The organism is Psychrobacter sp. Arc29 (assembly GCF_041431175.1).
Lineage (GTDB): Bacteria > Pseudomonadota > Gammaproteobacteria > Pseudomonadales > Moraxellaceae > Psychrobacter.
The window spans coordinates 291,269-305,655 of the sequence record NZ_JASMRR010000003.1; the positions used below are offsets into that span (position 1 = coordinate 291,269).

13 protein-coding genes are annotated in these 14,387 nt (G+C 42.9%); 3 read left to right on the plus strand and 10 right to left on the minus strand.

Annotation, left to right across the window (positions count from 1 at the left end; genetic code table 11):
* Window positions 1–32: 32 nt before the first annotated feature.
* The 5 genes from QO189_RS06325 to QO189_RS06345 form a co-directional block, all read right to left on the minus strand.
* Window positions 33–503, minus strand: coding sequence for a diacylglycerol kinase (locus tag QO189_RS06325; RefSeq protein WP_371532010.1), 471 nt, complete (start codon window positions 501–503; stop codon window positions 33–35).
* A gap of 213 nt (window positions 504–716) precedes the next feature.
* Window positions 717–2,063, minus strand: a complete 1,347-nt coding sequence (locus tag QO189_RS06330) for a sensor histidine kinase (RefSeq protein ID WP_371532011.1) — start codon at window positions 2,061–2,063, stop codon at window positions 717–719.
* A gap of 77 nt (window positions 2,064–2,140) precedes the next feature.
* The gene (locus QO189_RS06335; RefSeq protein WP_371532012.1) at window positions 2,141–2,842 is read right to left on the minus strand and encodes a response regulator transcription factor; all 702 of its coding nucleotides are present in this window, start codon (window positions 2,840–2,842) and stop codon (window positions 2,141–2,143) included.
* Window positions 2,843–2,891: 49 nt separating this feature from the next.
* A complete protein-coding gene (locus QO189_RS06340; protein WP_371532013.1) occupies window positions 2,892–4,580 on the minus strand; it encodes a phosphoethanolamine transferase in 1,689 nt (562 codons plus the stop codon).
* A 153-nt stretch (window positions 4,581–4,733) separates the two neighbouring features.
* Window positions 4,734–5,423 carry a Crp/Fnr family transcriptional regulator gene (locus tag QO189_RS06345; RefSeq protein WP_371532014.1) on the minus strand — a complete coding sequence of 230 codons (690 nt, stop codon included), beginning with the start codon at window positions 5,421–5,423 and terminating at the stop codon, window positions 4,734–4,736.
* 85 nt (window positions 5,424–5,508) lie between these two features.
* Here QO189_RS06345 and QO189_RS06350 point away from each other — a divergent pair, with 85 nt between their 5' ends.
* Window positions 5,509–6,300, plus strand: coding sequence for a class II aldolase/adducin family protein (locus QO189_RS06350; protein ID WP_371532015.1), 792 nt, complete (start codon window positions 5,509–5,511; stop codon window positions 6,298–6,300).
* 7 nt (window positions 6,301–6,307) lie between these two features.
* Window positions 6,308–7,180, plus strand: a complete 873-nt coding sequence (locus tag QO189_RS06355; RefSeq protein WP_371532016.1) for an alpha/beta fold hydrolase — start codon at window positions 6,308–6,310, stop codon at window positions 7,178–7,180.
* Between the two features lie 112 nt (window positions 7,181–7,292).
* On the opposite strand, the gene QO189_RS06360 is transcribed toward QO189_RS06355, so the two are convergent.
* From QO189_RS06360 to QO189_RS06380, 5 genes are all read right to left on the minus strand, one after another.
* Window positions 7,293–8,066 (minus strand): sulfite exporter TauE/SafE family protein, encoded by a 774-nt coding sequence (locus QO189_RS06360; RefSeq protein ID WP_227675846.1) that lies wholly within the window; start codon window positions 8,064–8,066, stop codon window positions 7,293–7,295.
* A gap of 198 nt (window positions 8,067–8,264) precedes the next feature.
* The gene (locus tag QO189_RS06365; protein ID WP_371532017.1) at window positions 8,265–9,770 is read right to left on the minus strand and encodes a tripartite tricarboxylate transporter permease; all 1,506 of its coding nucleotides are present in this window, start codon (window positions 9,768–9,770) and stop codon (window positions 8,265–8,267) included.
* Window positions 9,771–9,775: 5 nt separating this feature from the next.
* The gene (locus QO189_RS06370) at window positions 9,776–10,231 is read right to left on the minus strand and encodes a tripartite tricarboxylate transporter TctB family protein (RefSeq protein ID WP_075107518.1); all 456 of its coding nucleotides are present in this window, start codon (window positions 10,229–10,231) and stop codon (window positions 9,776–9,778) included.
* A 115-nt stretch (window positions 10,232–10,346) separates the two neighbouring features.
* Entirely contained in the window at window positions 10,347–11,366 is a 1,020-nt protein-coding gene (locus tag QO189_RS06375; protein WP_371532018.1) for a Bug family tripartite tricarboxylate transporter substrate binding protein, read from the minus strand.
* Between the two features lie 605 nt (window positions 11,367–11,971).
* The gene (locus tag QO189_RS06380; RefSeq protein WP_371532019.1) at window positions 11,972–13,261 is read right to left on the minus strand and encodes an SLC13 family permease; all 1,290 of its coding nucleotides are present in this window, start codon (window positions 13,259–13,261) and stop codon (window positions 11,972–11,974) included.
* Window positions 13,262–13,606: 345 nt separating this feature from the next.
* Between QO189_RS06380 and QO189_RS06385 the strand changes: the two genes are divergently transcribed.
* The gene (locus tag QO189_RS06385; protein WP_371532020.1) at window positions 13,607–14,329 is read left to right on the plus strand and encodes a GntR family transcriptional regulator; all 723 of its coding nucleotides are present in this window, start codon (window positions 13,607–13,609) and stop codon (window positions 14,327–14,329) included.
* Window positions 14,330–14,387: the final 58 nt, after the last annotated feature.

The window sequence follows — 14,387 nt, forward strand, 5'->3', positions numbered from 1 at the left end:
ATTCCAGCATGTTGCTATAAAAAAATAGACAACTATAAAAAGACAGACAGCGCCATTAACCATAAGACCGTTAAGAGAAATAACGACAAAAATTGTGCAGCAGAGCCGACATCTTTTGCGATTTTTGCAAGTGGATGCTTAGCGGTTGACGTATGATCGACGCAAGCTTCGATACCAGTGTTGAGAAGCTCAACAATCAAAGATAAAAAAGACGCGAGCACTAGCATCATCTTTACACTCAATGCAAAAGGCATAAAAGCGATAGCCACAAACAGGGCAAGATTAAGCCACACGACCTGTCTAAAAGCCGCCTCAAACTTGTATGCTGCCTTAAAACCATCCATTGAATAGCCCGCAGCTTTTATAATTCGGTAAAAGCCCGTTTTGCCTTTTGCGCTCTCTGCAAAGCTATCAGGCGTGAGCGCACTATGATGTGCTGGCTGCTTGATAGAGCTGTGACTGGCTGTCTTGTTTTCAAGATTAATAGGGTTGGTGTCGTTCATATAGAATTCTTAATGGTCTATTAATATCAAGGTATGCGCTCGGCTTTGCACGACCAAACAAACAGTCAGGCAAAGTCGATATAGCTTGAGTATAAGACGAGAGAGATTAAGAAAGTGTTAAGAGACTATGAAGAGGCTGGGATACGTGGTAATGAATATTAAATAGGGCAGAGGGTGTTTTTTAGATGAGATTTTTTGGCATTATTGCATGGGCTACTTGTAATAAATACTAAAAGTGCTGCCGCCTGAATGATTGGCTTGATGGGTCAGATGCCAGCCCATATGAGACATGATGCGTTGTACGATACTCAGCCCCAAACCTGAGCCTTCAACCTTGTGATTGATATCATGCTCTGGTGATAAGGCTGTGCCTGTACCCCCGTCTTGATAGTCATGAGTCAATCGCTCAAATCGTTCATATAGCAGCGGCATCATCGCCTCAGGAATACCAAGACCAGTATCAGTGACCATGATTTTTTCATCATCGATAGTGATAATGACTTCGCCATCATCCGTGTACTGAAACGCATTTTTTATCAAATTGCCCAATGCCATTTTTAATAGCTCAGGACGCACATAGGTGCTATATTCTTGCTCAGCGACTACCTGACACGTGACGGTCTTGTAGCGCAGCAAATAGGTCAATCGCTGTACCTCGGCTAGAGCAGTGTTATTAATGGATGTTTGCGGTGCATCTAGCTTTTCAGGAGCGCGCGAAAGTAAGAGCAGGGCGGTGATAATCTCGGAGGTCTCACGGGCTGTATTACTTATACGATTGGTAAATTCGTTTAGGTAGCTGTCTTCTGCTAACTGTGAGGCCAACACCTCAGAGGCACCCATGATGATGGTCAAGGGCGTGCGCAGCTCATGGCTGACGTCACCGGTGAACAGTTGCTCGCGCTTGAGATATTGCTCTAGCTTATGGTTTTTTTCATCAATAGCACGTGCCAACACCCCAACCTCAGATGGCATATGCGTGAGTTCTGTTAGGTTTTTATGATCTGTTTCGACGGCTTGTTTTAGATCTAATAGCGGCTTGATGATTTGTTTGGAGGACAAATGAGAGAATATAGCGGCAATAAGCAAACTCAAAATGACTGCCACTCTTAGTGTATCCGCAAAAATATCTTCTAAGTTTTCGAAGATTTCTAAAACAGGGTAGTGGCTCATCACCATTTCCACCCCTTCCAAGTACGTCAAAATGTAAGTCTGATTGCCTTGTTGATAGACGAAAAAATGAAGGTTGCCGTGGGTTTTGCCAAACTCACCGTCTATAGTGACAGACTTCTCTTGCACCGTTGCCGTTGCTGTTGTTTGCAGGTTGGCAGGTGCATTGTCGTAGCGGTAAATTGTGATACCTGGATTAGCGGTATAAATAGAGCGATCGCCATACTTTTCTTGGCTGATATCAAGCTGCTGCAACAGCCGACCCTTGACCAATTCCTGTTCTATTCTACTTTCCGCGTATAGAAAAATACTGACAAAAGCCCCGCATAGCAACAGCGCGAATATAAAGTAGGACAAGCGAAACTTATTGGCTATCGAGTCTATATTGAACATAGTAAAGAGGTACTTAATCGAAGGAGGCGGTTGATATAGTGAGCGATGGTAGACCGTATGAGGTGCTGCTCTCTCAGTTATACTACCGCGTTTTCTGATTTATTGGGATCGATGATTTGGTAACCCACACCAGGCACTGTCACTATCATGGTTTTGTCAAAAGGCTTGTCGACCTGAGCCCGCACGCTATGCATATGAGTACGTAGCGCATCACTGCTCGGTATATCCAGACCCCAAACCTTTTCTTCAAGTTCTGTCTTGCTGACGACGCGAGGTGCTGCACTCATTAGGATATGTAATATCTTAAATCCAGTTGGGGTGAGCTTAATCGACTTTCCTTCGCGCATAATAGTATGTTCGCTGTTGTTCAACGATAGCGTGCCCACAGCGATACTGTGCACAAAATGATCATCCTCATGACGACGTATAAGTGCTTTGATACGGCATTCTAGCTCAATCAACGAAAAAGGCTTGACCAAATAATCATCAGCGCCGCTATCAAAGCCTGCCACTTTATCCAAAATCGTATCGCGAGCAGTGAGCATTAATACAGGCGTTTTGTCGTGCAATTCTTCTCTGAGTTTCTTACACAGCTTGGTGCCATCCATACCTGGTAGCATCACATCGAGCAATATCACGTCATAATGATTGCTTGCGGCGAGCGTTAGCCCACTGTAGCCATTATGTGCGTTGTCTAATTCAAAGCCTTTTGGCTCAAAAAACGCGTAAATATTGGCCACGATATCAGGGTTGTCTTCAATAACGAGTATCTTATACATGATGTTGACCTAAAAAATAGTGGTGACCTAAAACAATATAGAAACGGATTTAGTTATTTACTTTAAAAAAGGTTGGCGCGCCTTTGACTGCATCGGTTGTGATGCCAAAAAAGCTAAGCAACGTCGGCGTAATAAAATCATGTGACACGGGCTGACTGCTCATACTAGAGAGACTATCCGCATCGATGTTATTGCTGTCTGGTGACCAAATGACTGCGGGCACGTGTTTTTGGGTATCTGGGGCAAATTTATAGGGCAGACCATGCAAGTAAATATTATTTTCACCCAGACTCTCGCCATGATCGCTCATATATACCATGACTACATCATAATCTTGTTCGTAAGGTTTTAAGGTATCAATCACGTTATCCAAAAAGTAATCGGTGTACAGAATCGCATTGTCATAGCCATTGATCACAGACTGGGCGTCACATTTGGATAGCTCATTGGTCATACAGACAGGTTTATACGTTTCAAATTCTTTAGGGTAGCGCTGGTAATAAGCGGGGCCATGATTGCCCATTTGGTGTAACAAAATAAGCGTATCTTTAGGTGTCTCTTTCGGTGAGCTGCCTGACTTAACCAGTTTATCAAAACCATCAAGCATGCCAATATCTCGGCATTCAACATCGCAGTTCGGATTGGTATCAGCCGTTTTGTAGTCCTCAAAAGTGACACGATCAGCCACGCCTTTAGAGCTAGAGTTGTTGTCTCGCCAAACGACATTGACTCCTTGCTTGCTGAGCGTATCGAGTACGTTTTCATTGTACTTGGCGGTATCGATATCATAGTTCTCCCGATTGGCATAACTGAACATACACGGTACTGAGTAAGCAGTGGAGGTGCCACAAGAGACGGCATCTTTAAAGCTATAAAGGTTGGATTGTTTTGAGAGCAGCGGCGTGGTGTTACGCGCATAGCCGTTCAAACCAAAGTGATCCGCTCGAGCCGTTTCACCAACGACGAACACCATTAGCTTGGGTTTTGCAGTGCTATTAGTAGGAGCTACGCGCTTTGCATCTGTCGCATGTAGCGTGAAAGTATCAGGACGGCGCAGCTCATTGACATAATTTTCGCCAAGTTTGATCGTAGAGTAAATAGGCGTGATCGGGTTGGCATAAGAGCGAACTTGTTTATGCTGACGAAAGAAGCTCGCGTACTGGTCACCAAAGGGTAAAAGACACGCCGCAATCAATGCGATAGACAATATCAACGTGGCTGTTTTTTGTAGAATACTGCGTTGCCAAGTAAAGCGTTTTAGACGAATTTTGCTAATAATAAATGCTGGTAACACGCCCAGTAGCAGCACCCGAATGACCATGCTAGGGGCAAACAATCCCATCGCCTCTGCTTGATCGGTCTCTAGACTATTGATCAGCATATTAGTGTCAAATATCGTCCCGTAAGCATCGGTAAAATAACCACAGATGGCCGCAGTGATCAGTAGCGCAATCAATACTGGTTTGGCAATCGGACGATAGCAAAGCAGCTGTAATACTAGCCACATCAGTCCAAACAACAAGCCAGTAATAGACAGTATAAAGCCGACGTTTTTGCTAAATGGATAGACGTTTAGCACCTGCTCAAAAAAGCCAATATTGGCAGTCGCCACCAAATATAAGGCAACGATGATAATAAGATAACTGAGATTTATCTCACGATTGTAGAGTTTACTCAGATAACTGTTTTTTTTATTGGCTTTAGGCGTGTCGATTTTGGCGGCTTGAGATATGGACATATAAATACTTCTCAACAGAATGATAGGAAACGTCATTCCTTACCATAACAAGTGTGCTGTTAAGAAGATGTTAAGGTGGCAGTTTTGATGCTGATGCTAATACTAGTTTGCGAGGTGTTGAGTGGTTTATAGAAAATTTTATAGCTATTCAAATTATTCAGAATTCATCATTGCTCTTAACTCAGACTGATTCTTTATGGTAATAAAACCATAGTGCATATCGATTATGGCCTTTTTTTGCCACGATTGAATGATTTTATTGACGGTTTGTCTGGTGGTACCAAGCATAAAGCCAAGCTCTTCTTGCGACAAGCGCAGGTCTATTTTTATATCGCCACCTGTCTGTTTGCCATAAGTACCAATCAGTCCCATGAGCATACTCGCCAATCTTGCGGATGTATTGAGTGAGGTGGCATCATCAATCCAATCAAACGCTCTACGAATACGCGCGCAAGTGATGAGCGCGAGGTGCTTGTATAAAATTGGATACTGTTGCGCCGTTTGAATCACCACCTTTCTAGGGATAGAAATCAACGTAACCTTATTGATTGTCCACGCATCATGGGTACGAGGATGGTCATCTATGATAGATATCTCGCCAAACCATTCGCCACTAGATAGATGGGCGAGAGTCATGGCATTGCCGCTAGCGCTCACATTGCAGACTCTAATCGTACCCGACACGACAAAGTGCAGCGCCGCATCATCGTTATCACCAATGGCATGAATCATTTGGCTTTTTTGATACACCTTTAGCACAGCGCTATGTGCCAGCTGTGTCTGGACTTCGGCTGGCAAGTCAGCAAACCAAGGGTCGTTATTTAAATGATGATTGATATTCATAAGTGTCATGTTTTTGACAGATTTGGGTTTGAAGAATGGTGTAAAGTAATTATTCGGACTATTTACAACTGTAAAGGACTATACAATGCAAACAGCGATGAAAACGACCACACAAACTGACTCAACATCGAGTGTACACCATAATATAAGCGAACAAGAGTGGCAGATGCGAGTAAATCTTGCCGCTTGTTATCGCTTAGTTGCGTCTTATGGTTGGGATGATCTGGTATTTACTCATATCTCCGCCCGCGTACCAGGGACGGAAGATGAGTTTTTAATCAATCCTTATGGCATGCTATTTGAAGAGATCACCGCCTCCAGCCTAGTCAAAGTCAACAAAGCGGGCGAAAAAGTCTCGCCATCAGCGTTCAATGTCAATCCAGCAGGATTTATTATTCATAGTGCCGTACACGAAGCCCGTGATGATGCGCACTGCGTGATTCATCTGCACACTAGCGATGGGGTGGCAGTCTCGGCGCAAGAGCAAGGGTTATTGCCCATCTCGCAGCAGTCATTATTTCCCTTATCTAACTTGGCGTATCACGATTACGAGGGCGTGGCACTGAACCCAGAAGAAAAGGTTCGTTTGGTTGCTGATTTAGGCAAGGCTAACTTTATGATCTTGCGCAATCACGGTCTGCTCACTTGTGCCGATACGGTCGCTGACGCATTTCTGAATATGTATATTTTACAAAATGCCTGCGAGATTCAAATCAAGGCGCAGAGCGGTGGCAGCGCATTGACGCCGATACCAGCACAAATATTGGCCGGTATTCAAGCGGCGTCTGAGCAGGTGACCAGAGGGGCGAATGGTGATATCGCATGGCCTGCCTTATTAAGAAAGCTACGCCGTACTGACCCATCGTTTGAGGAGTAGATTAGCAATGATAACCTTGGACGAATGGCGACGACAGGGAGAGTATTTTACTGTTGATGATCAGCAGATTTTTATACGGCATGCAGGGGACAAAAGCGCGCCTTCATTGCTACTGATTCATGGTTATCCTAGTGCCAGTTGGGATTGGGAGGGTATGTGGCAGGTGCTCACTGAGCATTATTATGTTATTACTCTTGATATGCTGGGGTTTGGGTTGTCAGATAAACCCAAAAACGCACGCTATTTAATCAGTGAGCAGGCAAATCTTTGTCAGGCTGTGTTGCGACAATTGGGTGTCAGCGACTATCATATATTGGCGCATGATTATGGTGATACAGTGGCTCAGGAACTGCTGGCAAGGCAGGTTAATACTAATAGTGAGTTTTATATTGGTAGTGTTTGCTTTTTAAATGGAGGGCTTTTTCCTGAAACCCATAAACCTATTTTTATTCAAAAACTATTGATATCGCGATTAGGTCCTTTGGTGTCCAAACTCATCAATAAGCAAAAATTTTCGCGCAGTTTACAGCGAATATTTGGCCCTAACACGCAGCCTGCGCCAGAGGTGATAGATACGCTATGGCAGCTGTTAACACATAATAATGGTTTGGCAGTGATGCAAAAACTGATTAACTATATACCGCAACGTCAGCAGTATCGTAAACGGTGGGTAGGCGCTATTATCAACAGTACCGTTCCTATTAAGCTGATAGCTGGTGCTAAAGATCCGATCTCAGGTCAGCATATGATCGATCATTATCGTAAGTTGATTCCCCATGCTGATGCGACCGAAATTCCTATGTTAGGGCATTATCCTCAGATCGAAGATGCGGAAGCAATAACAGCAGTCTACCTACAGTTTAGGACCAGTATTCTTTAATAACATTAAATGTAATAAAAAACGCAGGGCATCAAGCGGTGCGCTGCGTTTTTTTGTAATAAGTGCCTATCTATTTTTATATATAAACTGACGCTATCAAATGATAGGCTTATTAAAACAATACGTTTATGTTTCTTATGATCATTATTAAACCACTAATCACCATTAATATCAGCAGCATTATTCTAAACTGACTAATGCTGATGCCAGCCAAAAAGCGTTTGCCAATGACGTTGCCAATAACGGCACCCAGTCCTAATACAAGACCATATACACAGATCTTGACAGTGAGTATGCCAAAAAAGGCGTAGCTGACGACTTGTACAATACCGACAAAAAAAGAATTCGCCGTTTTGGTCGCAATAAGATTCTCTTTTTCTAGACCTGCATTCATATAAAAAGGGTTAAGAATAGGGCCGAGGCCACCCACCAACGTGCTCATAAAGGCAATGAAAAATCCCACAGGTACAAAACCGACTTTTGGCATATCAAACGTTTTACTTACTTTACCGAACTTGTATTGGAAAATAGTAGAGACTAAAAATGCACCAACCAATAACTGAATCCAGCCGGCATCCAAACGGCTAAAGACCAATGCCGCCAACCACGCTCCTACGATAGCGCTTGGCACATAGTACTTGGTCAATGACCAATCAATATCATGCCAAAATAAATAGAGCCGCGAGGCATTACTCATAAAGGTAGCCACGTTGATTACAGGTGGCGCAACCGCAGTTCCTATCATCGAAGAAGTGACTGGTATCAGCAGCATCGCACCGCCACCACCAGATATAGTAGAGATAATAAAAGCGATCATACCAGCACTGAATAGTCCTACTAAGTGCCACGTTGGAATGGTTTGCAATAAATCTAAAACAAGGGGCACTATAAAATCCTATTTCATGAGTGACATCAAGTAGTGATGTTTTGCTAATGTTGGACAGCTGACAAAAAAAGTGAGGAGTGTTGAGGGCTTGTCTTTAATAACTATTGAAAGTAGAGTAAAAGTATTTCTAAAAAAACGGTGGCCATACCTGAGTATAACCACCGCCGGAGAGACATTTAGAGACGAACTAGCAAAAACTTATGCAGCAGTCTTCTTAAAACGTTTACGATACATTTTACGAATGATTGGCATGAAGATCATGACCACGACCAGACCCCATAATGATACGGTGATTGGGCTGCTCCATAGAATAGACATCTCGCCTTGAGAGATAGACAGAGCACGACGTAGGTTAGACTCCATAAGCTCTCCTAGTACATAACCTAGAATAAGGGCTGATAGAGGGAAGTGCAGTTTACGTAAGAAATAACCAAAGATACCGAGTCCTACCATGAACACCATATCAAACGTTGTACTGTTGATAGAGTAGACACCAACGAAGCTGATAGCAGCGATTGATGGGATCAAGATATAGTTTGGTACATTCAGTAGCTTAGAGAAGAAACCAACCAACGGGATGTTCATGACAAGCAAGATAACGTTACAGATGAACAATGAGGCAATAAGACCCCAAACGATATCCGGCTGCTCAGTAAATAACTGTGGACCTGGCGTGATATTGTACAACGTCAACGCACCCATCATAACCGCTGTGGTACCAGAACCAGGAACACCTAGGGTCAACATCGGTACGAATGAGCCACACGCTGATGCGTTATTAGCCGCTTCTGGTGATGCTAGACCACGAAGGTCACCTTCGCCAAATTTGCCACTATCACCAGCAATTTTACGTTCGCTAGCGTAGGTCATCGCACTGGCAATCGTCGCGCCTGCACCCGGTAGGATACCAACGAAGAAACCCATTGCACCACTACGTAACATAGCGCCGATGGTAAAGAGAAACTCTTTTAGGTTGAATAAGCTACGCTTACCTTGCGCAACTATTTTACCACCCGTACTGGTTCTTTCGAGCAAAATCAAGATTTCACTGACACTGAAGAAACCAATAACGATCGTTGTGAATTGAATACCATCAGATAGATTGACGGAGTCAAAAGTATAGCGATAAATACCCGTCACCGCATCGACACCGACAGTGGCAAGACCCAAGCCGATCAATGCAGATACTGCGGTCTTAATCGGTTGATCACCGACCAAACCACTCAAACAGCAAATCGCGAATACCATCAATACGAAGTATTCAGCAGGGCCAAAAGACACCGCCCATTTAGCCAGTAGCGGGGCAAACAAGACCACGCCAAGAGTCGCAATCGTCGAACCAATAAACGAGGCGACCGCAGAGATGGACAACGCAATACCTGCCTTACCTTGCACCGCTAGCGGATTACCATCCAACGAGGTCATCACCGCCGCAGCAGATCCTGGCACGTTGAGTAGAATGGCAGAAATACGACCACCATATTCACAACCAAGATAAACCGCTGCCAGTAAGATCAGCGCACTCTCTGGTGGTAGACCGAGGGCAAAAGCAAATGGTAGTAGAATTGCCACACCATTAATCGGGCCAAGGCCTGGCAACATACCCACAATCGTACCAATAAAAGCGCCGATAAGCGCAATCAGTAAGTTTTTGGGCAACATCGCTACGCCGAAACCGTGCATTAAAAAGTCAAAAGTTTCCATAATAGCTATCCCATTATTCCTGATAATATTCCAAGTGGCAGAATGACGTCCAAAGCCATGTCAAATAAGACATACAGGGCGATACTGATCACAACTGAAAAGATAAGGCTTTTAACAGGGTTGCCTGCAAACAGTAGACCAACCGCAAAACACATCAGGGTGGTAGCAACAACAAAACCTAAAGGCTCAAAAATCAAACTATAAATCAATAATGCACTGACACACAGAACCAGATTTCTAAGCACGACCTTGTTATAGCCTAAATCAATGACTTTGGTAAATCGTGCTGGACGAAAGGCAATAACCAAGGTCAAAAGTGCCATCAGTGAGAAAATTAAAATAGGATAGGGCCGAGGGCCGATAGGATCATAAGCAATGGGAGCAACGTAACCAATAGCCAAGTAGACCAAAAATAAGCTAAATAGTCCCATTAATCCGGAGAACGCACGTTCCATCGTCATAGAGGTATTCCTTAAATTTTAAATAAAAAGGTTGAGAGATGTCTCATCTTTCAACCTTTGATGAATACTAAACAATTTAGTATTCAATCATTAAGGGGATATGGTCTGGGTAATGCTACTGTGCGGCAGCATCAACAAGACCGTACTCAGCAGACAACTCACGTAGCTCACCAGTACGCTTATAGACATACTGCTCAAGCTCATCGCCAGTCATAGAGAATGGTAGTAACTCTTGTTGTTCACGCAATTCGGCAAATTTTGGATCAGCAAGCATTTTATCAAATGAGGCTTTCCACCAGTCGTAAGCGGCAGGGCTAACGTCTGGACCCATGTAGTAACCACGAACGACAGGCCAAGTCACATCATAGCCTTGCTCGACTGCAGTAGGGATATCAGCCATAGAGCCACCCAGTCTTTCATCGGCAAATACGGCCAATACACGTAATTTGCCAGCAGTAGCTTGTGGCATAATCTCAGCAATACCAGCACTTACAACAGTGACATGGTTACCCATTACTGCTGTAATTGCCTCACCGCCGCCTTCCATCGCAACATAAGTCATGTCGCTAGGGCTGACGCCAACGGCTTTGGCCAAAATAGCGGTTTGCATCCAATCCTGACCGCCAACACTACCACCAGCGGCGAAACTGATTGCTTTTGGATTTGATTTAAGTTCAGCGACCAATCCTGCTAGATCTTTGATTGGTGAGTCCGCATTGACAGCAATAGCACCGTAATCAGTACCAACGGCGGCGAGCCATTTCACGTCTTTTTCGGTGAATTTACCAAATTTACCTTGTGATAAGTTCAGGATTGATCCTGTTGAGAACGCGATAATAGCGTCTTCGTTGCTGCGGTCATTGGCGACAATTTTGTTATATGCAACGGCACCCACGCCGCCTGGCATATAAGTGACGCGCATTGGGTCTGTCAATATACCCGTGTCTCTTAGACCTGACTGAGCAAGCTTACAAGTCAAGTCAAAGCCGCCGCCTGGTTTTGCTGGAGCGATACATTCTGGACGTGAAGGACCTGCAAACTCATCTGCACCTGCACTCGCAGTTTCGTTAGCATTGTTACAAGCTGTCAAGGTAAGTACAGATAGACCAAGCGCTAGATAGGATAGTTTTTTCACACGACACTCCTTGTGTGTATTTTTTCAGTAAAAATCAATAAAATTTTGATTGAAAGGATAGGGTGACTATGGGAAAAGTTGGAAGCAGACCAATAATGTTACCAACCTTTACAAGCGTAGTCTTTTTGTTCACTTTGCAAAAGTAACAGAATAATTTAGAAATAACAAGAAACATATGTATGTATGTATGAATTTTTTGGAATCAGTAGCGGGATGGACTTTGTAAGAACCCAAGCTTGCTATGTCGGTATTAGATAAATACAGGTCCAGCCCTAATCTAAAATGAGGTTTTATAATGACAGTAAAAACAAACGCTTATGAATAACGCATGGTGAGAGTGATTAATAGCAACCGCTATGAAACAAGAAGTCGCTCTTAAAACGAAACAGGGGATGCTTTTATCTGAGGGCAATTTCTTATTATGAGACAGGCAATAGGGAGGCGGAATCAGTGTTTGCTCAGCTGGTTGATAGGCAAAATGTCGACGGCCACTGCCAATAGGTGCGATATATTTTGTCTGTAAATACGGCTTGTAAAGATTGTCTTATAAGTATAAAACTGAACAAAGTATCATTATTTACATTACATATGTTTTTTTATTGTGCTCAAAATATCATCTGAATAAACAAAATGGCGATCAAGCCAACGACAATATCCAAAGGCACTGCTTTAAACAGTAGCGTATGCAATAGCTTGTTTTTGTCGATATGCACTTGAGCGGCACCCAGTATCAGACTACCTCCTGAAGAGAAGGGAGAGATGGACGAGCTTTGAGCGCCGATGACGATACAGATAAACAAGAAAAAAGGACTCAAACCAGAAGCCACAGCCAAGGCAGGGACCATCGGAAATAGAGTCGGTGCAACGACGCCAAGCGTACTGGCAAATATCGACATAATTGCACTAATAATAAACACCAAAAATGGTATCATCCAAATAGGAACGTTGGTACTGAGCCACTCTGTTAGCTCATAAATAACGCCCACTTCCACACCGAGGCTAATCAACATACCTACGCCGCAAATCATAATAAGCGTATTCCATGGTATCAACGCAATCACGGTTTTTTCATCACCCAGCTTCAAAAATAAGCTCATCAAAGCGAAGAAAATGGCAATAAAACCAATATCAATCCGAGCGTTCAAAAACTCAATGGCGTCTACGTTCGGTATGAGTAGGTTTGAGATGGGCACAACCAATACAATCGTCATCATCATAAAAATCAGCATGATGGATTTTTTTTGTTTGGTGTCAAAAGGCGCTGGAACAACGGTTTGAATGGCGATCTTGCTGGTCTTGGCATTAATAAAGCTATAGCTTCCTAATAAAACAATCGGCATCAAAAAGGTCGCGGCAAATATACCCAAACCATATGTAAAGGTATTGTCATTGGCCACACCAGCACCGCTCATAAGCTCTCTGAAAATAACGCCACTCTGTGAGGTAATAAAGTTGGCACCCGCTAGCGCTCCATAGTTCACAGACAAGGTCGCAATAATAATGTTTAAGTTGGTTCTTTTAGATAACAACAAAATCATCGGTGCCATCGTGGCAAGAACCGTGTAATAACCGGCTCCTAAAGCTGCTACAATTGTCGCAGCAAAGAAAATAGCCAGCGGCAAAAACGCTGGAAAATGTCGACACTTGTATATCAAATGCTCACACAGTTTTTCTAACGCGCCATTCGCTAAGGAAAAATTATAGAAGAGCGTCACAGCAAAAATCACAAAGAAAATCTTTAAAGGCCACAATTTAATAACCTCGTAAGCGCTTAGCTGCATACCAAAACAGCCAATCAGATACGCGAACACGATTGCAAACAAGCCGATATTGATTTTAGTGGTGTAACCCAACACAATAGAAATTACTATGGCCGCTATAAGATATAGGGTCATATTCGCTCCTCGGTCTTGACGGTATGACATCTAAATATCTACATACATATATATGTTTTAGATTAAAGAGCATTGTGATAATGTTGACAAACAACTTTCTAAGCCAGCAAATCTTATCAGCTTCTTAAGTGTATATAACTCAATAGAATAATAGCAAAAAAGGAGCCGTTAATTAGGTGAGATTGACCAAAAAATCTAGATAGACTTTAATATCGAAATGATGTGTATAGAGTTTGGTAAGGGCTTAAGATAGAGTGTCAGAGATATTTTATTTCTTATGAACATGATTGGGCTTAGAAAGATTGGGCGTATTAATAAAATCTTCCTATTGTGGTGAAAAAAATTATGGATAATTTTAAAAAATTTAACATGCCACGGTATGAGCAAGTGCGGTGGCATATTCAAACGTTACTGACAGAAAATAAGTGGGATGAAAAAACCCCCTTACCGACAGAACAGGAGTTTGCGGACAAGTACCAAGTATCGGTGGGCACCGTTCGCAAAGCGGTCGAAAAACTGGTGGATGACGGCGTTTTGATAAAGCAGCAAGGTCGTGGTACTTTTTTAAAAAGGCCAAGCTTTGAGGGCTCGTTATTAAGGTTTTTCAAATACCGCGATAAAGATGCCTCTTATGTCATACCGACTGGCGTCATCAAAAAAGTCATGTTGATAGAGCCTGTTGAGGCAATCAATAAAGAATTAAATATTCACGAAAAAGAAAGTTTGATTTATATAGAACGTGTGCGCATTGTCGAAGACAGAGTGATTTTGAGTGAAAGAATTTGGTTACCCGAGACCCGTTACCAAGATTTTATCGGTCTTGAACCTGAAGACTTTGAGAATCTTTTATATCCTTTTTATTACAAAAAGTGCGGTCAGTTTGTCTCATCTGCCGTAGAAATGCTGTTTTTTATCTCCAATCATATAGACCCTTATCTGGACAATACCAAGCAAGAAAACTTAGTGAAAGTATGCCGCGTTGCTAAAAACCTAGAAGGGGACCCTATCGAATATAGAGAATCTTATGGATTGGCAGAAAAATTCAGTTATGAGGTCAATATTATTTAACCATTGGCCACTTCACCATTAGCGAGGGCAGTGGTTAAGTTATGCTCAATAAGCTATA

Coding starts and splice junctions, on each gene's coding strand:
- QO189_RS06345 (WP_371532014.1), bottom strand. CDS start 5,423: ATGAATATCAATCATCATTTAAATAACGACCCTTGGTTTGCTGACTTG.
- QO189_RS06325 (WP_371532010.1), bottom strand. CDS start 503: ATGAACGACACCAACCCTATTAATCTTGAAAACAAGACAGCCAGTCAC.
- QO189_RS06380 (WP_371532019.1), bottom strand. CDS start 13,261: ATGACCCTATATCTTATAGCGGCCATAGTAATTTCTATTGTGTTGGGT.
- QO189_RS06365 (WP_371532017.1), bottom strand. CDS start 9,770: ATGGAAACTTTTGACTTTTTAATGCACGGTTTCGGCGTAGCGATGTTG.
- QO189_RS06330 (WP_371532011.1), bottom strand. CDS start 2,063: ATGTTCAATATAGACTCGATAGCCAATAAGTTTCGCTTGTCCTACTTT.
- QO189_RS06370 (WP_075107518.1), bottom strand. CDS start 10,231: ATGACGATGGAACGTGCGTTCTCCGGATTAATGGGACTATTTAGCTTA.
- QO189_RS06340 (WP_371532013.1), bottom strand. CDS start 4,580: ATGTCCATATCTCAAGCCGCCAAAATCGACACGCCTAAAGCCAATAAA.
- QO189_RS06355 (WP_371532016.1), top strand. CDS start 6,308: ATGATAACCTTGGACGAATGGCGACGACAGGGAGAGTATTTTACTGTT.
- QO189_RS06385 (WP_371532020.1), top strand. CDS start 13,607: ATGGATAATTTTAAAAAATTTAACATGCCACGGTATGAGCAAGTGCGG.
- QO189_RS06335 (WP_371532012.1), bottom strand. CDS start 2,842: ATGTATAAGATACTCGTTATTGAAGACAACCCTGATATCGTGGCCAAT.
- QO189_RS06350 (WP_371532015.1), top strand. CDS start 5,509: ATGCAAACAGCGATGAAAACGACCACACAAACTGACTCAACATCGAGT.